Raw genomic sequence first — 18,425 nt, 5'->3', positions numbered from 1 at the left:
AATATTATGAAATAAACATTTGAGATGAATATTTTTGTCAATGGCTGGTTTACTCGCATTAAAACACAAAAAAACCGGAAGCCTGGCACGGCTTCCGGCATATCAATACTCCTATTAAGCTGTGATACTCATCTTCGGACCGAATGGCTCAAAGTGAACATGGTCACGAGAAACGCCCATGTCATCAAGGATAGCCAGCAGACTCTCCATGAAACCGACGCTGCCACACATATAGATTTCTTCCTCACCTGTCAATATCTTCTCAAGCTTCTCTTTCGACAGACGACCCGCATTCTCTGAATAATTGAAGTAGAACTGCACATTTCCCTTATGATGGAAAGAAGTGATCTCATCCTTAAACGCCACTTCATCGCGGTTATATGCCGAGTGAATGAACTTGATGTCCTTTCCTTCAGCCGCCTGCGCGTGCAGCATCGCCATGAGCGGTGTCATGCCGACACCACCGCTGATGAAAGCAAGTGGACGGTCGGTGTCAGCAACGACAAATTCGCCTGCCGGTGCTGATAACAGGATCTCGTCCCCTTCTTTCACGCGGTCATGCAGATAGTTAGATACTGCACCTTTGACGTCACCCTGCACATCGCGTTTCACTGCAAATTCAAGCCCTTGTGATACATCGGTATGACAGATGGAATAGTGACGCAGCATATCGTTCGAATCACCTTCCGGATGGACTTTGACCGTAATATACTGGCCCGCCACGACCGGTTTCAACTGCGTACCGTCCACGGGTTCCACAACAAATGACTTGATATGCGCAGATTCGTCCTTCACACGTACCACTTTGAATGGTTTGAAGCCCTGCCATTCCGCTTCTTTATAGAGGGCCGCTTCCATCTGAATAAAGACATCAGCAATGACACTGTATGCCTCAGTCCAGGCATTGATGATCTCCGGAGTCGCTGCCTCACCTAATACTTTCTTGATGGCATAGATCAGGTTCTCACCGACAATCGGGTAGTGTTCAGGCTTGATTTCCAGCGCTCTATGTTTATGTGCGATCTGATTGACGTTCGGGATAATCGCTTCTAAATGGTCAATATGCTTCGCAGCTGCCAGGACGGTCTGAGCAAGCGCAGTCTGCTGACGGCCGAGTTTCTGGTTTGTTTTATTGAAGACATTGAGCAGTTCCGGATGTTCTTCAAACATATGGGCATAGAAGACGGATGTGATCTCTGTACCATGCTGTTCGAGAACAGGCACTGTTGCTTTGATTATTTCTCTGGTTTCCTGTGATAACATAAATAAGTCCCCCTAAAAGATACATTTAAAATACACCTTTATTCTACCCTTATTTCTGCTCCTGCACAAATATAAATGAAATAACTTTAAAAAGTTGTCACATTTGCATTTACTGAAATTGTCAAGGCATAATAGGAGAATGTGATTTATAATAATGATAAAGGAGGTCTGCCCAATGAAACTGACCTTGTATTCAGACTATTCGCTTCGTGTCCTGATGTATCTGGCCCCGCAGTCACAACTGACCCAGATCGATGAAATCGCCCGCTTCTATAATATCTCGAAGAATCATCTCACTAAAGTCGTCCATAACCTGGCGCTGGAAGGCTATATCTTATCTGTCAGAGGACGCGGCGGCGGCATCAAACTGAACAAGAAGCCGGAGGATATCAATATCGGCGAACTAGTGCGTAAGACGGAGGAGCATTTCAATCTCGTTGAATGCTTCAATCCCGAGACGAACACCTGTCCTATCATCGGCAAGTGCGGCCTGCAGTCCGTGCTGGGCCAGGCACTATTCGCCTATCTCAATGTGCTGGACCAGTACACGCTGAAAGATATTACACCGGCGCTGAAAAAAACAACATACCTGTAAAAAAATAAAGCCCTCAACATCAGTGTTGAGGGCTTTATTTACGGACCAGACGTCAACGTCCAGGTCAGCGTTCCACTATAAGTGCCGGGAGAGATTGCTACAGGATCTACTTTCAACAGGATACCACTATCGTTGGTCCACTTCTTTTCGTACAGACCGGTCGATGTATCTGCTGTCATTGATTTTTTATCAGCCACTCTAACTGCTGAGCTGCCAGAGAGAACAGTCTCCTGACTATTCTCCTTAAAAATCAGTGCATCTTTCAGTTCATGCTCTTTGCTTTTCGTCATCAGCTGAGTCGCCTTTACAGTGACATTCCAGTTACCACTTGAGCGGGTATCTTTCACTTTCACTGAGTAATCTACAGGGGATTCCCGGCGGATTAACTGATTTTGACTATTACCGATGACTGATGATTTAAATGTAATATCAGCAGGCTGCTGCAGCTGCAATGTATTCCCTGACACTGTGCGGGTCACCGGTGCAGACGTGAGCCCGTTGTTTGCAGCGGTGAACTCAAGAACGTCTCCTTTGAACAGAAAACCAGCAGGCACAGTGAAAACGAAATTTCCTGACGCATCAGCTGTAGCCGTCTTCACGTTATTGGTCGTTCTGTTCATATTCTTCAGAGTCACCACGCTACCAGGGACTGCGGTCCCCGTGATAGTCGATGCCGTGTCGTCAATAACAGCCTGCGGAACCGGCGGCTTAACAGACGGTATGAACTGTATACGCTTCATCGTCGGTGGAAACTGTTTGGCGAAATCATCAGTACCCATATTACTAATAGGAGTCGTCACCTTCGGTCCGATAGAGAAGCTCCCTGATGAGATCAGCGGTGTCTGGTAATCATGGGCTTTACTGCTATCAGTCAGCCAGCTTCTTACTGCAACGTTCTGGATATCAAATGTGTGCGTCTTATTACCTCCAAAGAGACGACCGGCTGAACTTCTGAGGTCGACATCGGCAGTGCTGTTGATAGCTATTGATGTATCACTGGTTAATTTAAAAGTATCTGATGTGGTGTCCATCTTGACGATTGAGCCTTCATCAAATGTGATTTCTCCTTTAGTAGATGTATTCATCACAAAACCTCTATCAGCTTTTACATCGAGTTTACTACCCGCACCAACTGTCAGTTCGAACAAATTATTCTGACTAAGTATCCCGGCATCATTTTTGACATTGATATTGACTGTCGCATTACGTCCAATCTTCATACCACTTTTCGGAGCAGCAACTGACGTTTTGCCGCTTGTCTGAAAATTAAAGCCGCTTTTCTGGGCATTATTCAACGTCAATGATGCATTATCATGGACATGGACAAAGCGATAGAAAACTGAATAATTATAATTGGAGTTAATAATGTTGGTACCATAGAAATGCAATGCACTCTCCCAGCTGGCACCTAAATGACCGGCCGCCAGATTGTCTCTGTTAAAAGTTGAGTTGACAATATTAACGTTGATACCAACGAAGTCAATATTGAACATACCATTAATATCTTCATTATTAGCCGAGTATAAATTCGATGCATCTTTCACTATTAAGTTAGTAATATCAGAATTTCGGTTGACAAGAAGATAACCTCCATTTGCTACAGAAAGGCTGTAGCCATTAGCATCAATCACTTTTTGTCCAGTTTCAGATTTCAATATAACATCCAGAGACGCGCGATTAGGTGTGACATTATCCATATCCGCCATAAATATAATGACTTCAGTTGCACCATTTTTAATTTCTGCATCAAATTCTGACACTGATTTAACACAGACTACATTACCCTGTACACTCTGTCTGAACGGTCCATCACTGTTCACTGAAATAGAGCTGTTATATTGGTCCCGAGTCGGACATGATGTATACCTTGGTGTAGTAGCAACTGCGGTTCTTTGAACTGAGCTGTCAAGAGAAGGGAGCAGCGAACGTGTAAATCGCTGTTTGAAGACAACTGAACTGGAGACAGGCGGCTCTGTTGTCGCCGATGTCGTACTCGGTTTTTCTACCGTTGGCTGCTCTGTCGTCGGTTCTTCTGTCTTAGCTTCGGTTGTTGGTTCCTCTGTCTTAGCTTCGGTCGTCGGTTCCTCTGTCTTAGCCTCTGTTGACGCGTCTTCCGTTGTCGGTTCCTCTGCCTTAGCCTCTGTTGACGCGTCTTCCGTTGTCGGTTCCTCTGTCGTAGTCTCTGTTGACGCATCTTCTGTCGTCAGTTCTTCTGTCTTAGTCTCTGTTGACGCTTCTTCCGTTGTCGGTTCCTCTGTCTTAGTCTCTGTTGACGCATCTTCTGTCGTCGGTTCTTCTGTCGTCGGTTTATCCACTAATCCGTCGCAGTTAAAAGCCGCTTCTAACAGCTGCTCAGTTTCTGCTGGCTTCTCTTCCACTGTTATCTCTAGTTTATTGGACCCTTGCTCAATGATTATCTTCTGACCGTCATTCAGCGGCTGGTCAAGTGTCAGCTCGTATTCACCCGTTGCTTTGACCGTCAAAGGGTACTCTTCTTCATCCACTTTGATTGTCAGACCCTCGTTTTTAAGAGCTGTACCGGAAAGCTTCGTATCACCCGTCCGAGGTGAACTCACCTTAAATACTGTGTCTTCACAGAGCGTAGTTTCTGCCTGCACAGGCATTGGTATAAAAGTGATGAATAACAGCAGAATCATCATGACTTTAGTTATTCGATTCATCTTCATCTACCCCTTTACTTTTCTGCTTAACCTCACCACTAAATAGATCAGTAAACCAATAATCGCAAGTAATGCGGCAGCAATATAGAGCCACCAGTTTGTCTGCTTATCCAGTTCAATCGCCTGGCTGTTCACTTTCTCAGCCTGCTCACGGTTGATTGTGAACTCTTTTTGTAGAGGATAAGTCTGACTGCCATCCTTGAATGTTGCCTTATAAATATAATCTCCAGCTTCAAGCGGCTGATTGTTCAGCAGCATCGGCACTTCAAATGTTCCATCCGGTGCAATCGCGAAGCTGTCAATTGACTGTACATACAATGGTTTGTCACTGCCTTTTCTGAACACCTGGGCATCGAACTTCAGCTTACTCATCCTTACAGGCTCCTCATTGACAAATGTTGCTTTTACTGCTGTCCGGTAACCGGCAAGTGCTGGTTTGACTTTCTTTAGGCTGAGTTTTGGTTCCACAGCAGTGTCATTGCCTTGTTCGTGGAGACGGACAGCAATGACATAAGCATAGTTATTTTTTATCTGGACGCTCCCTGTCTCATCAGTGTCTGCTTTCTGCAGAAAGTGTAAGCCGCCCAGCAGTTCACCATCGAAGTCCTTATCAGGCGCTTTGACCTTAATACTGGTCGTCCGTGTTTCGCCGGGCGCAAGCTTAACCGTCTTCTCCTTCACCTCTGCCAGTTCACTGAACGGCTGCTGCTGTTCAGACTTCAGACTGCCATCATAGACTATAAGACCATTGCCATTTGTAACAGCAGAATTAGCTGATATCGTTATCTCCTTCATTTTAGCCGTCGTATTGAACAGCTTGACCTTCAGCTGCTGCTCGTCACCAGGCTTCATCTCCAGATCGAAATAATCCGTTATTTCCTCAGACTGATTATCAGGGAAGACCGGTGCCACAGAAAACGGCACATCTCCAGTATCAGCATAGGCAGCGGATGGCACGAGCAATAATGTTATAAGCACGAATATCATTTTCTTCATCGTTAAACCTCCCGTTATATTAAAAGTGCTCCAGGCATAATGCCTGGAGCCTGTAAAGTCAAGATACTATTACTCAGGAGTTGCTCCCAAAGTCCAAGTGATTGTCGCAGTATGTGTCCCTGGGGAAGCCGCGCCTTCCGGAACAGTTAATGTGACTTTTTCATTCTCAGGATTTGATGAGAGCCAGTCTACTGTCCATGTGCCTAAACCTTCTGCTGTACTGATTTCACCTGTTTTGGCAGCTGCTTTGACCACAGGTTGAGCCCCCTGACCGGAAACCAGTTCAATATTATCCTCAGGAATTGGTTGGGATGTAGTAGCTGAAGATTTTGCTGCGCCATTACTTAAGTTGATTGCTGCACCCGGTAATGTATCCGCCTTACCATCATTGAAACGTCCGAGTTCCGCTGTGACATTCCATCCTTCACCTGAACCGCGACGGTCAGAAACCTGAATATAAGGCTGATTTGTTGTTGTATTATAAACATGTCTAGCTGTGTCAATTGTATGAACACCAAAGTCTAAGTGAGTCACGTAGTCCAAAGTTAATGATCCTGTCTGATTAGTTATAGTACCTGTACCACCCTTTTCGAGATCACCGGACACAATACTGTTATTAGTCTGACCTGAACCGTCAGGCGATTGAGGCGTTACCTCGTTTTCCGGTAAATTGAACTCTACTCTCGCCTGAGATGTTGCTGATTGAGTTTCAGCATGTGCATTAGTAGTTACAAATGGGGTTACCAATAATCCTGCTGCGATAGACGTTGCTAGTAATTTGTTTGTTTTCATTTCCTGTTCTCCTTATAATAACGTTTTTTTATTTTGTTATAAAGCAATATGATTGATGCCAACTAAATAGTTCAGGTGATTTTTGTTTTAATATCACTCTATAAAATAAACGACTTTCAAATATTATCATACACAAAATAATCTAGCAATACTTTTATCTTGAAATATTTATTTTATAGTCTTTTTCGGCATCTTAATCTCAGCAGGCCTCATAACACTCATCAGTTCCCTTATTTAATCTGTGGGAATTGAGCTGAAGGCTTATATCGAATTTACTTTTTAGCAGTTCATGCAATTGAATTTCTGATGGATGACTCGTACAGTGCTGCGAATCAGTCTTTATAAAGATACATAAGCATAAAGCCGCCCTGCTTGATAAGCAGGACGGCGCGTTTTCTAGCTTCTACTACGAATAAGTCTGTCAATAAACATAAGTGATAATAGGCCAGCAATCGATAAAAGCAGCCAGGAATCTGACAGCACTTTCATTTTCTCCCATATGGATTTTTCTTCCATAGGCTGCGGCAGAACAAGTTTCGGTGTCACTTTCTTTCCCTCTTTCGTCGTCCGCTCGGCATAGATGAGCAGACGCTCTGCTCCTGACGGTGTACACGTGAGAAGTGTAAGGATATCTTTCCCTTGTCTGACCGCCATCGCCTCCACTTTGTCGGGCGTCACAATCACACGGTCATACACTCGATAGTATAGTGTCTCTTTGAAGTTGTTGATGATCACCTGATCGCCGTTTTTCAGACGGTCAATATGTGTGAACCATTCATGGTAAGGCGAATAGCTGTGCGCGGCGAGGACGCTGTTTGTCGAGCGGCCGCCGACGGGATAGCTCGTGCCTTCAACACGTGACACACCGCGGTTCAAGTTTGCCGGCGTCGCTTTGTCGTATACCGGATAATGCAGGTTCAGCTCCGGGATCTTCACTGTCGCGATGACATCATCGGAAAACATCTGTTCATCGTCACTGTCATTCTTCTTCACTTTGACTGCCGGCACTTCAATCGTCTGATTCATCGTCATCTGCCGGTTGTACTGCTCAAACTGTATATATCTATTCTTCTGGTCGTCAGAGTCCACCTGAAATTGTTTATTCAGCGCTTCAGACTCCTGCGACATATCATAGTTATAGTACACTTTCGCAGCGAGGGGATAGAGACAGATAAAGAGCCCCGCGCAAAACAGCACAACAGAAAGCCACTTATTCATGACATTACCTCTTCTTCCGCTTATTCCATAGACGGTATAATAAGTATAAGATAAGCGCTACAGCAAGACCAATCAAGTAGTTTTTGTAGACATTCAGGAATTTATACCACCAAGGCTCCTGTGCCGCCTCATGTTTTTTCGCTTCTTCAGGTGTATACGGCACGCGGTGACCGGTGACAATCAAACGGTGCGAGTTGATCATATACGGCGTGCAGGTCAGCAGTGTCAGCTGGTCCTTATCATTGACAATCTTCAGCTTGCTGAAGTCATTCGGCTCAATCACTTTAATACGGTCCACCTTATAGGCCAGGATCTCTTTGATATTATGTACATAAATCATATCGCCGACCTTCATCTTATCCAAGTCTGTAAACAGCTTCTTGCCGGGCAGACCGCGATGGCCGGTGATGACGCTATGCGTCGACTTGCCACCTACTGGCAGTGACGTATTTTCCAGATGACCGAGACCCTGCTGCAGCACACGCTCAGTCGTCCCCGCATACAGCGGCAAATCCTGATGAATCCTCGGAATCTCCACGTGTCCTATTTTCTCGTGCACTTCCAGCATCTTCGCATATTCCCTCTTACCTGCTGCTTCTTCTTCCTGACTGTAGGCATCATGGAGCACTTCATTGCCGTTCAGTGACTCATTATAGGCTTTCGCCTTCTCAATACGACTGTCAATCTCCTTGTCGGACAAAAGCTCCACTTCTTTGTTGAAGTCATTTACTTCAGTCCCGGATTCATAATCATAGTAGACGGCACTGATCATCGGGTAGATCAATATACCAAGACCAATAAGAAATATAAGGGCAAATATTAAATTAGAAAGACGATGATTCTTTTTCTGTTTTTTCTCGGAGCTCAAGATGACTCTCCTCCTTATAAAAAATAAGGCAGACCAAAGTCTACCTTATTATTATATAGCATGATGTTAAGCTTGTTGTCTTCTTCTTAACAATACGAATGCCAGTACCATTAATGCAAGACCTACAACAGTGAAGATCACTGTACCGATACCACCTGTGTTAGGGATAAACGTCTGTTTGTTAATAATTGTTGTCGGCGCTGCTGTTGGTGCAGTATCTGTGCTTGTAATTGCTTCAGGATCTGTGTAGTAAGATGTTTTGTCTACTGTGAATGGTGTTTCAGGATTAGTTGGCCGTGTATATTTTTCAGGAGCCTTAGTCTCTATTAAAGTATAAGTTCCATATGCTAAACCTTTTACTTCAAATGTTCCGTCTTCTTTTGAAGTGAATATTTCTGCACTTGATTGATCTTTAACATAAGTCACAACTCCATTATCGTCAATGGCAACAAATTCACCCGCTGAATTTTTAATAACGAATTTAGCATCAGGAAGTGGTTTACCGTCTTCAGTTTCTGCAGTTTTAATGAAATTCTTACCGCCTGTATATACTTTAGGAATATCAGTTTTTGGTACAGAAGGCGTGCCACTCGTACCGTGATTATTGTCGAATGTCAACGTGGCATTATTCTTAATCGCCTGACCCATGATTGCTGTGTTGTTGATTTTTGTTGGTACTTTAATGTTTAATTTACCACCAATGGCTGTTCCTAACTTTTTGCGTCCTTCGCTAGTGAAATCTACTTTTAATATGCGTGTTGCAGCATCATACTCTGCAACATAGTCAGTTCCAGCTAGCATAGCTTGACCGTTTAACTCGACAACAACTTTACTGGCATCATTAAAATCTAACTTTGTATCGATTTTATCAGTCACTGTAAATTTTGCATAATCAGCAATACCTTTAACAATTGTTGGCTGAATGAACCAATTGAATTCATCACCTACATTGTAGTTCGCTTCTTTAGTACCATCAGCTTTCACATCTTTATCGATTGTAGGTTTAGTAGTTTCAAGAATGTTTTTAGGATATACATGTAAATCATTAATATAGCCCGTGCGACCTTCATTTGAAAGCGGCAGACTTAAGCCGAATGGGACTGCTGCTGACGATGCAACTGTTGTTGGTGTATTTTCTACGAACCAGTAATAACCTTCTGCTAAATTCGTAACTTTAACTTCACCCTTTACATCAGTAACGCCCGTATTTATACCTTTTCCTTTTAAGTCACCATACTTACCTTCAACCATGTCTACTGTTTTATAACTAGCAGAATCATTTTTCATCGCGTCAAATTGTTCTTTACTGATGCTCCAATAAGTGAAACTAATATTCTGGATCCCTTTATAGTTTTGCCCTTCACCCGTTAATTCTCCATTAGTTGCAGGATGTGTATCAACACCTGTTCCATCAATCTTGTGTATCGTTAAAGTTGTTTCGTTAGCTGCAAAAGCCTGACTTACAGGTAAAACTATACTTACTAATAACGCAAGAACCAGAAGTAGCGGCAAACGTTTGAATAATTTAGACATAAATGCCTCCTCATATTTTTATAATTTATTTATATTAATCCGCGGATGCGGCTTAATTTATGCAAACTTCTTTCTGATAATCAGTGAGACTGCAATCATCAGTAGACCAAAGAGCGTGAACAGCCAAGTGCCTATGCCGCCTGTATTCGGAAGGACTGACGCAGTACTTTGGTTGGCGACTTTGACGACCACTTTAGTGGCAGATGTCACCTCTACTTTCAAAGGTGTGGACTTCAGCTGGTAGCCGGCAGGCGCCTTTGTCTCCACAAGCGAATAGCTGCCAAGCGGCAATTCGCTGAAAAGTACCTTACCATCTGTACCAGTCGTCATTGTTTTTACTACTTTACCTGTCGAATCCCGCAGTTCAAATGTAGCTCCAGCAAGTACCTTGCTTTCATCACCACTCTGATGTTTGATGACCTCAATAGAACCGAGCACTTTCTTATTGATAACCTTGAAGACATTCGTGCCTGAGTAAAGCACGCCGTCGACTTTGATGTCGCCGTTACTCGCAATGACGACCGTATACGTCTTAGAATCCTTGCCATAACCGGACGGTGCTACAGTCTCGGTTAATGTATACGTCCCTTTTTTCAGGTTATCGAACTTAACTAGGCCGTTTGAACTGGAAGTCTGAGTCATCACCTTGCCGGCAGCGTCTTTCAGTTCGAAAGTAGCACCACCTAGCGGCGTATTCGCATCACTCAGTTTATTGAAGCTGAAACTATAGACTGGACTCGTCGCTCTTGCTTCGGGAATCGGATAATCTCTTAAATCTTTATCAGCTGTTGTCGGAGTTGCACGAAGAGTTGTTCGTTCATTCATCGGGTACCACTGGTTCTCAACAAAGCTGTCATCAGTCACCCGCAACTTGACTTTATAATTGATATTGACCCATTCGCCTTTACCTAAGTTCAGATTAGGAATAGTAATTGTACGTTTTGTCGGATCATAAACTGGAACTACTTTGCCATTAGAGATTAAGGCAGGATCAGATGCTGTCAATGTGTAGTCTGAAGCATCAAATACATTATTGCTGCCTAGATTCAAGTCGTACATAGGACCAATTGGATCTGTAACGCCCCCGTTAGAAATGCTGTTAGATATACTTTGGGAAATTTTAGATATAGCATTATTCAAACCTTCTGAACTTCCAGAAACGGACAGACTATTATCTTGTTTAGACGCTATAGCATTTAATACTTCGTTCATTTGTGTTACAGTTGCACCACTACTACCTCCTGCCGTATCCATACCAACAGAGAATATATTTACAGATGGGTAGTCATGTTTATTTTTATTAGCTTGGGAAATTGTCGGATCTCCATTATTATCCACTACAACTGAATTTCTTAATGAATACTGATTTGTATCATAACTTAATATTTTATTACCATCTAAACTATAAGACCTTCCACTACCTTTTATCTTTGTCTCATCAAATTCAGTGATAGTTTTTGCAGTGGTTCCTACTTTTCCTAAATAACTAAAAGTTGGCGCTCCGTCTGTCATCACTATCATGACTTTCTTATTTCCGTTATTTTCGAAGCTCCTAATGCCAGTATTAAGTGCTTGTTGAGTAAATGTTCCTCCTTCTTCGCCAGTTGCAGTTGTACTTGGTAGTCTATTAATAATTGCTGCAGCTGAAGTTTCAAAAGGTGACGGTTGTGATGCATGACTACCAAAAGTTACCACTGAAATTCTGACCATACTTTTTGTAGAAGTATTAGCCTTTGTAATTTCCTGAACGAAACTTTTAACACTATTATACATATTTGTAATCTTTTTATTTTTGTCAACACTTAGTTCATTCATACTCGCAGAAACATCTAAAACTAAAACTATGTCAAGAGGTTCTACCGTAGATGCAACTCTCCCTTGGGTTTTTAAATCAATTGCGTATTCATTTGGTGTACTTGTAGGCTGTGCCGCTTTCCACTGGAATGATTCGTTGTATTCAACCGGTTGAGGCACTCTATTACGGTATAAACCACGTTCGTCCCAAGAATCACTAGGATATGGCCATTTCTGTGTCGGACTAGGTTCAATAATGGTTACGCCGCTTCCTGGCGTCCCTGTACTGCTGGCAGCAAGGACGGTTGCAGTTGCTGTTTTTGTGCCAATAGTAGAAACTGCTTCACTAGTAATGACAGTTCCTGCAATTAACGGACGATATAGTTCCACAAAATACAAACCATCAGGAGATGCTTTAGTACTCCCAAGGACAGCCCCCATTGAGTTTTTAATCGTAACCATCGCGCCAGGTTCGGCAGTCCCAGTCACATAAGTCTGATCGCTATATACACTATTGATAATCATAGGCACTGAACTCGAGACGGTAACATTTGTTGAATCACTCACTCGTTTATCTGCTTCAGTTGAAGTGACACTTAAAACTGTTCCTACCGTTTGTTTAGGAATTGCCACTGAATAGTTACCCGAACTATCAGCTGTCGCCGTTCCTACTTGAGCCGTGCCTTTCATAACATTGATTGTAGCCCCTGGTGCTGCCGTTCCTGTTACCGCTGTACTATAAACGGACACTGGCTTCACAACAGGCGCTGATGATTTTTCTTTCAATGTGAAAGTGCCGGTCAAATTGACAGGATAATCTCCCGCATAAGACATTCCACCAATGGTTAATGAGTAGCTGGACTGATTTGAATTAGTAATAGGTGTCGAAAATTTTAAAGTTGTATCAAAAGGATATATTTTAAATTCAGAAGTATATGCACCTGTACTTCTCCTAGTCACATTAAGACTTGTTGAATAATTATATTTCGGGTTAGTTAAATTTAGCGAAGTCATATAATTCAAATTATTACTTACAACAATATCTTCTAAATTTGAAGTGTAATAATATCTTTGATTATCATTTGAAATTGTCATGGTCCAATCGATTTTACTCTGATCTGTTGCCATAACACCTTCTAATGTCGCTTTCATGCTACGATTTTCATAAGTATTGCTAGTGTACGTATAATCACTTGCAGAATAAGCGGTGGCTGCAGCAAGTGTTGTCACAGGTGCTGACGCTAGACTCATCGTGCGGAATGAACGGAACTTAGGTGCTGTGTAGACCACAGAACTCTCAACGGGTTGTGCTTCCGTCGTTGCCGGTCTTTCAGTCGTTATCTCTTCTGTTTTGACTTCTTCTGTCGGCTTTTCAGTCGTTGCCTCTTCTGTCGTTGCCTCTTCTGTTGTCATTTCTTCAGACGTCGTCTCTTCGGTCATCGCCTCATCAGTCGGCAATTCTTCTGTCTTCGTTTCTTCTGCCGTCACGTCATCGCTCTTCGACTCTTCTGTTGACATCTCTTCCGTCGTCACTTCATCAGTCTTCGCTTCTTCTGTTGTTGTCTCTTCCGTTGTGGCTTCTTCTGTTGTCGCCTCTTCTGGCAATTTTGTCACGGTAATATTGAAATCATTCAGCTCTACGACATAGCCGTCAACGTCCGCTGCCCGTACTTCATAGTCAATCTTCTGTCCGTCTTGATCGTTCAGCGGAAGGGTGTCTGTCACATAAGTTTCCGCATCTTTCTCCACTGTCAGTGAGTCGATGACCGCCTGTGTCGCTTTATCGATGAACTGCAGCGTCAGAGGCTGACCGAAATCATTCGCGATAGTCCCCTTTATGACAGCGGTTAAATAGCGCTGCTCAATATTACCACCTGTTATAGCGGTCTTATAATTACCAAGCGGCTCTGTCTTCACTTCATATTCAACCGGTCTATTGTCATCAGTCAGCTTTCTGACATCAGTGAAGTGATAAGAGGTCTGGTCCGGCTGAATGGTCTGCTGCTGGACGACTGTTCCGGTTGCCTTATCGATCAGTGAGATAATGGTAGGCGGTGCTGTGACCGCTTCGGGTACCTCCTGATAGCTGATACGGCCTGTCTCCTCTATCATTGGATAATACGTATCGCTTGCTTTTATCTCAGCACCCGCTTCATTCGTAGTGAGTGTAAGTCTGAAGTTGTTGTCCTCATTTAGTATTTCTGTAGATATCTCCACAGTTACCGGCTTGTCCAGCTGCGTGAAGTTCAGGATATATTCATTGTCCACAGTATCTGACTTGATGGCAGAGATGCCTTTAGCTGACAATACGGTCTTCAGTTCACTGTCATTGACTTGTTGACCGCCTTCCAGCCTCATCTTGACAGCTCGTTCTTTCCAAGTGTTTCCTTGCTGATTGAATAGAAGCTTCCAGTTCAGACGGTTGTTCGTTTTTCCATTTTCATGTACTGCTATTATTTCGGGTTGGTCTGCGGAGGAGGTCTGAGTGCTGGCATGTCCTATATTATAGAAGTTAGTTGATAATGACATATTCAGTAGCAGGATAATAATCATGACTATCATACTTTTTTTCCTCATAGCTTCCTCCTTTTTACTTACTCCTTGGATATTAACATCCTCAAATTCAATATGGCAATACTTTTTTAAAAAATGAAAAAGAAACTCTATTCATTAATTTTTTTATTTAACTAAATTTAACACAATATGTATTATATAAATATAACAATTATATAATATAAATAATATTCACATATTAAATAGTTAGATTTATCAGTTACATTTTTCCTTTTAGTACTGTAATGAGTGACTGTATTATTCTTAACATAAAACAAATCCCTATATTTACCGTTTTTTAATTCGTAATACGAAATATAACTTAACAATTAACTTTTTTTGTTAAATTTCTTTGAAAAATACAATTAAAATCAGTTTTTTACATGCATATTTTGAACTACTTCTGTTTCTGCTGGTCATCATCCAATCATGATAATTGTCATGATTTAAATCCGAAAGTGAGCAAAAAAAACAGAGCGAATTTTCGCTCTGTTTTCTTAGACTATTTAATTGTCACGTGCTGCCTGGTCAATGCCTGCTGCAGCGCGCAATCCGCTGAAAATGCAGCCGCCGAGAAAAGCACCTTCTAATGCACCGTAGCCGTGAACACCGCCGCCGCTAAAACCTGCCACTTCACCCGCAGCGTATACTCCTTCAATCAGTTCGCCGTCCTGATGGAAGACCTGACTGTTCAGGTCCGTCTGTATGTCCCTGATGTCTTACGGCTGATGATGTTGAGTTTAACAGCGATCAGCGGACGGCCATCCAGCAGCTTATGGGGTTTGACCATACGGATGAATTTGTCACCGAGAAAATGTCTTGTGTCATTGATCGCCGTGATCTGCGGATCCTTACTGAAGGGGTTATCCACCTGCATATCGCGTGCTTCTATCTGACGGTGCAGCTTCTCATAATCACCGGTGTCATTCTATTAAATACGTTCGGACCCACCCACTAGTTTCATTTTCAAGGTAGTCACAACAAATAATATCCACTGAAACATCAAACCTGACTATTACTGCATGCAGAGAACATTTTTTTGTGACAGTATTGCTTCTCTGCTAGCTCCGCAGTATTAAATAAGACATTTTCTGTTTTTAGAAAGATGCTTGTCCTTCAAAGTTTTCATGATAAAATTGATATATATGCTTCCTTTATTATGAATTTGAGGAAGATAAAAAAACAGAGATACCCATTCTATAAAGGAGCGTAATTATGTATTTATTGGAATTGCACCAGGACATGCAGATATGTACAGTGGGTTTATTTGATTCAGAAAATTCAGTAAAGAATTGGCTGAAATCAATTGATTATATTACAGTTGATCTAGAGAAATTCGAAGATACAACATATGAAGAATATTATATGGAATATCATTCACTTCCAGTGTATGAAGAAATTGAATGGATGAACAGCAAATTTATATTAAGTAAATATATGTTTTCTCCTAATGAAGGCAAGATAATTGCCTTGTGGAAACAGATACCTATTTTATCTCATATTAATGGTCTGGTAAATGGACAAATGAAAGTAAGTGCTTACGTTCTTGATAATGAAGACGCAAAATCCTACATCCTTGCATATGAAGAGATGAAGGACTATATTTCTAGATATTTTGAGAAAGATCATATAAAAGTCGAATTTAGCGGACAAGGTTCAGAGGATGGAGAATATTTATTATTAGATGGACATTTTATTTGTCATTTAGAAGGAAGTTTGATAGATAAATGGAGAATGAGACGGACAGATGAACTATTTATAGAAGAAAATATAGGGTAAATTGATTGATTTAACTCTCTTTGTATAAACGTCAAGTTAAATATGTACATTTCCGCCTGAATAACGGTGTACAGTTTTATTCCTTCTCCGAAGGAAAGTGATCTTTCAATCTGTAGGATCGTCCAGTAATCGATACTATGGTGGCGTGGTGTAGGATGCGGTCAAGGATCGCATTCGCTATTTTAGTGTCCAGAAATACTTCACCCCACGCCTTGAAATTGACGTTAGTCGTGAATATAGTGCTTTTCTTCTCATAACGACGGTCGATAAGCTGAAAGAATAGTTTTGCGCCTTCGCGACATCTATCGGAAGGTAGCCTATCTCATCGATGATTAGAAGCTTATATCTGCTGTAGTGCTTCAGCCTTGATTCAAGTCTACTTTCAGTCCGTGCTTTGCGGAGATTTTCAATTAGCTGATGGCACTTGATGAGATAGGTGCTGTTTCGTTTCTTGGCTGCTGCTATCCCGATCGAAGTAGCTAGATGGGTCTTCCCCGCCCCACTTGGCCCTAAAAAGACGATATTTTCCTGATTCTCAATAAACCTGAGCGAAATAAAATCCATGATCTGCTGCTGATTGATACCCGGCTGAAATCTAAACTCAAAGCTGCTCATCTCCTTGAGAAAAGGAAATCCTGCCACTTTGACCATGGACTGGATCATATTCTTCTCTCTGACGTCAATCTCATGATTGGTCAGCCTGATGAGACAATCGATGAAAGAAACTTCATGAGTGATGCTGAAGTCGACGACTTCATCCAGATGTAAGGCCATCTGTTTCAGATATTCCAGATTCGCAAGAAGCTGCCTGTAGTTTGAAGTTGTCTCTATCATTCATACATCTCCCCGATGGCTCTGAGATTTGCCTTTGCCAGATCATCGACCTCTGGATAGTAAGGGATGAGGACCTTAGTGATTCGATGTAGTGCTCTTTCTGATAGTTGAGCTTAGACTGACTTATGGTATGGCAGGCGGTCAGTTTCATGTTATAATGAACGTGTATCTGGTTATTAAACACTTGTATCCGGACACTTTTTCGTATGCATCGATAGTCAGATTAAGCTAGACAACTAAGAAGACCTTATGTGCTAAACTCATTATGTATTTCCCCCCAAATAAAACATAAGGATTTAATACAGAGCAGCCTAGACTCCTTTTAATAAGGTAGCTGATATTGAAAATGCTCTTCATTCTATGTTTTCAGCATTATTTTCTCATCTCTTTAAACCCATTACATTGAGTAAAGGACATGGATTGCAATTCAGTGACAGATGATTCTATCATTCAGGTCGCTCATTCACTTAATGACTGTCCAAGAGAATTTCTTAGCTACCGAGTGACGATGGAAGTAGCTATAGGTTTCATCGCAGATGACAAACTGGTCAGTTTATTTTGATAAGCGATACACGACAAAAGGAGCGAAGATATGTCTATCGTTTTTTATGATAAAAAAAGGTCAATTTCAAGCCATCTTTTAGAGACAATACTTCGAAGTCTCGGAACGAAAAAGATTTATTCATCTTATCATGAAACTAGAAATTTAGTGCTTAACAAGAAGGAAAAAAAGACAGAATATAAAGCAAAAAAACGCTTCTTCTCTCGACCGGTTGCACTCATAAGAAAGTACAATATGAAAGTATATATGATCAATGATCAAAAGGATAGCAATCAAAAAACCATTCTATATATTCATGGGGGAGCCTGGATGAATCAGCCGTTATGGGTTCATTGGAATTTCATTGAGTATATGGCCAGACATCTGGAAGCCAAAATCATTGTGCCCATTTATCCTAAGATTCCTCATCATAACTATTATGATGCCTATTCAAGCCTCCTGCTATTATACAGCGACATTATTGAGACTATAACGGACAGAAAGAAATTCACGGTTATGGGTGATTCTGCTGGTGCAAATATCATCTTAGGACTGATACAGATGATTGAAGCAAGAAATCTACGGGAACCTCAAAACATTATTTTACTTTCTGCATGTGTAGATATGACTTTTTCCAATCCAGACATACGAAAATATGAAAAATCGGATCCACGTCTGGCACCTGAAGGATTAAAGGTTATAGCTGAATTCTGGGCCGGTCAGCTAGATGTTGAAAATCCGATATTAAGTCCAATTTTCGGAAAATTCAACACAAAAGCAAAGTTCATTCATTTCATAGGGACCCATGATATTCTGTATCCTGATGCAGTGAAATTCGACAGAAAATTAACTGAGGAAGGGATGGATATTACAACATTTGTCTATCCTAAGATGAACCATGTATTCCCGGTTTTACCTGTAAAGGAAGCTTCCCATGCCCGTAAAAAAATAATAGAAATCCTTCACTCATAGACCGAA

At 41.8% G+C, this 18,425-nt stretch carries 14 protein-coding genes and 1 pseudogene; 4 read left to right on the top strand and 11 right to left on the bottom strand.

All coding sequences use genetic code 11. From position 1 onward, the window contains the following. Window positions 1-114 precede the first annotated feature (114 nt). Window positions 115-1,263 (bottom strand): globin domain-containing protein, encoded by a 1,149-nt coding sequence (locus ERX55_RS03100; RefSeq protein WP_133451133.1) that lies wholly within the window; start codon window positions 1,261-1,263, stop codon window positions 115-117. Between the two features lie 175 nt (window positions 1,264-1,438). Here ERX55_RS03100 and ERX55_RS03095 point away from each other — a divergent pair, with 175 nt between their 5' ends. Next, a complete protein-coding gene (locus ERX55_RS03095) occupies window positions 1,439-1,858 on the top strand; it encodes an RrF2 family transcriptional regulator (protein ID WP_133451132.1) in 420 nt (139 codons plus the stop codon). A gap of 38 nt (window positions 1,859-1,896) precedes the next feature. Here ERX55_RS03095 and ERX55_RS11600 read toward each other — a convergent pair whose 3' ends face one another. The 9 genes from ERX55_RS11600 to ERX55_RS11650 all read right to left on the bottom strand — a co-directional run bounded on the left by ERX55_RS11600 (window position 1,897) and on the right by ERX55_RS11650 (window position 15,170). Then, window positions 1,897-4,539: an Ig-like domain-containing protein gene (locus ERX55_RS11600; protein ID WP_133451131.1), complete on the bottom strand. Its 2,643-nt coding sequence runs from the start codon at window positions 4,537-4,539 to the stop codon at window positions 1,897-1,899. A 6-nt stretch (window positions 4,540-4,545) separates the two neighbouring features. Beyond that, window positions 4,546-5,535 (bottom strand): WxLIP family cell surface protein, encoded by a 990-nt coding sequence (locus ERX55_RS03085; protein ID WP_133451130.1) that lies wholly within the window; start codon window positions 5,533-5,535, stop codon window positions 4,546-4,548. 69 nt (window positions 5,536-5,604) lie between these two features. Next, on the bottom strand, window positions 5,605-6,327 hold the full coding sequence (locus tag ERX55_RS03080; RefSeq protein ID WP_133451129.1) for a WxL domain-containing protein: 723 nt from the start codon (window positions 6,325-6,327) through the stop codon (window positions 5,605-5,607). Window positions 6,328-6,723: 396 nt separating this feature from the next. Continuing rightward, a complete protein-coding gene (locus ERX55_RS03075; protein WP_133451128.1) occupies window positions 6,724-7,545 on the bottom strand; it encodes a class C sortase in 822 nt (273 codons plus the stop codon). Between the two features lie 4 nt (window positions 7,546-7,549). Continuing rightward, a complete protein-coding gene (locus tag ERX55_RS03070; RefSeq protein WP_133451127.1) occupies window positions 7,550-8,413 on the bottom strand; it encodes a class C sortase in 864 nt (287 codons plus the stop codon). A 66-nt stretch (window positions 8,414-8,479) separates the two neighbouring features. Then, window positions 8,480-9,946, bottom strand: a complete 1,467-nt coding sequence (locus ERX55_RS03065) for a SpaH/EbpB family LPXTG-anchored major pilin (protein WP_133451126.1) — start codon at window positions 9,944-9,946, stop codon at window positions 8,480-8,482. Between the two features lie 57 nt (window positions 9,947-10,003). After that, window positions 10,004-14,317: a SpaA isopeptide-forming pilin-related protein gene (locus tag ERX55_RS03060; RefSeq protein WP_133451125.1), complete on the bottom strand. Its 4,314-nt coding sequence runs from the start codon at window positions 14,315-14,317 to the stop codon at window positions 10,004-10,006. A gap of 482 nt (window positions 14,318-14,799) precedes the next feature. Then, window positions 14,800-14,925, bottom strand: coding sequence for a hypothetical protein (locus ERX55_RS11655; protein ID WP_341777456.1), 126 nt, complete (start codon window positions 14,923-14,925; stop codon window positions 14,800-14,802). 59 nt (window positions 14,926-14,984) lie between these two features. After that, window positions 14,985-15,170, bottom strand: a complete 186-nt coding sequence (locus tag ERX55_RS11650) for a hypothetical protein (protein WP_341777455.1) — start codon at window positions 15,168-15,170, stop codon at window positions 14,985-14,987. Window positions 15,171-15,508: 338 nt separating this feature from the next. Between ERX55_RS11650 and ERX55_RS03050 the strand changes: the two genes are divergently transcribed. Beyond that, window positions 15,509-16,072 carry a hypothetical protein gene (locus tag ERX55_RS03050; RefSeq protein ID WP_133451124.1) on the top strand — a complete coding sequence of 188 codons (564 nt, stop codon included), beginning with the start codon at window positions 15,509-15,511 and terminating at the stop codon, window positions 16,070-16,072. A 76-nt stretch (window positions 16,073-16,148) separates the two neighbouring features. Here the strand turns inward: ERX55_RS03050 and istB are convergent. Continuing rightward, window positions 16,149-16,906, bottom strand: a pseudogene (istB, locus tag ERX55_RS03045) (IS21-like element helper ATPase IstB). Between the two features lie 415 nt (window positions 16,907-17,321). On the opposite strand from istB, the gene ERX55_RS11385 reads away from it, so the two are divergent. Together ERX55_RS11385 and ERX55_RS03040 are read left to right on the top strand one after the other, a co-directional pair. Beyond that, window positions 17,322-17,468 (top strand): hypothetical protein, encoded by a 147-nt coding sequence (locus ERX55_RS11385; protein WP_165983690.1) that lies wholly within the window; start codon window positions 17,322-17,324, stop codon window positions 17,466-17,468. Between the two features lie 30 nt (window positions 17,469-17,498). Continuing rightward, window positions 17,499-18,419 carry an alpha/beta hydrolase fold domain-containing protein gene (locus tag ERX55_RS03040; RefSeq protein WP_133451123.1) on the top strand — a complete coding sequence of 307 codons (921 nt, stop codon included), beginning with the start codon at window positions 17,499-17,501 and terminating at the stop codon, window positions 18,417-18,419. Window positions 18,420-18,425 lie beyond the last annotated feature (6 nt).

The sequence above is a fragment of the Macrococcus bovicus genome (assembly GCF_004359575.1).
In the GTDB taxonomy this organism is placed as follows: domain Bacteria; phylum Bacillota; class Bacilli; order Staphylococcales; family Staphylococcaceae; genus Macrococcus; species Macrococcus bovicus.
The sequence above is the reverse complement of the archived record's forward strand: the minus strand, read 5'-3'. Positions and strand labels throughout refer to the sequence as shown.

What these genes read in the sequence shown, in the direction of transcription:
- ERX55_RS03075 (WP_133451128.1), bottom strand. Translation starts at nt 7,545, where the DNA reads ATGAATAAGTGGCTTTCTGTTGTGCTGTTTTGCGCGGGGCTCTTTATC.
- ERX55_RS03095 (WP_133451132.1), top strand. Translation starts at nt 1,439, where the DNA reads ATGAAACTGACCTTGTATTCAGACTATTCGCTTCGTGTCCTGATGTAT.
- ERX55_RS03040 (WP_133451123.1), top strand. Translation starts at nt 17,499, where the DNA reads ATGTCTATCGTTTTTTATGATAAAAAAAGGTCAATTTCAAGCCATCTT.
- ERX55_RS03085 (WP_133451130.1), bottom strand. Translation starts at nt 5,535, where the DNA reads ATGAAGAAAATGATATTCGTGCTTATAACATTATTGCTCGTGCCATCC.
- ERX55_RS03060 (WP_133451125.1), bottom strand. Translation starts at nt 14,317, where the DNA reads ATGAGGAAAAAAAGTATGATAGTCATGATTATTATCCTGCTACTGAAT.
- ERX55_RS03050 (WP_133451124.1), top strand. Translation starts at nt 15,509, where the DNA reads ATGTATTTATTGGAATTGCACCAGGACATGCAGATATGTACAGTGGGT.
- ERX55_RS03080 (WP_133451129.1), bottom strand. Translation starts at nt 6,327, where the DNA reads ATGAAAACAAACAAATTACTAGCAACGTCTATCGCAGCAGGATTATTG.
- ERX55_RS03100 (WP_133451133.1), bottom strand. Translation starts at nt 1,263, where the DNA reads ATGTTATCACAGGAAACCAGAGAAATAATCAAAGCAACAGTGCCTGTT.
- ERX55_RS11385 (WP_165983690.1), top strand. Translation starts at nt 17,322, where the DNA reads ATGGATTGCAATTCAGTGACAGATGATTCTATCATTCAGGTCGCTCAT.
- ERX55_RS11650 (WP_341777455.1), bottom strand. Translation starts at nt 15,170, where the DNA reads ATGCAGGTGGATAACCCCTTCAGTAAGGATCCGCAGATCACGGCGATC.
- ERX55_RS03065 (WP_133451126.1), bottom strand. Translation starts at nt 9,946, where the DNA reads ATGTCTAAATTATTCAAACGTTTGCCGCTACTTCTGGTTCTTGCGTTA.
- ERX55_RS11600 (WP_133451131.1), bottom strand. Translation starts at nt 4,539, where the DNA reads ATGAATCGAATAACTAAAGTCATGATGATTCTGCTGTTATTCATCACT.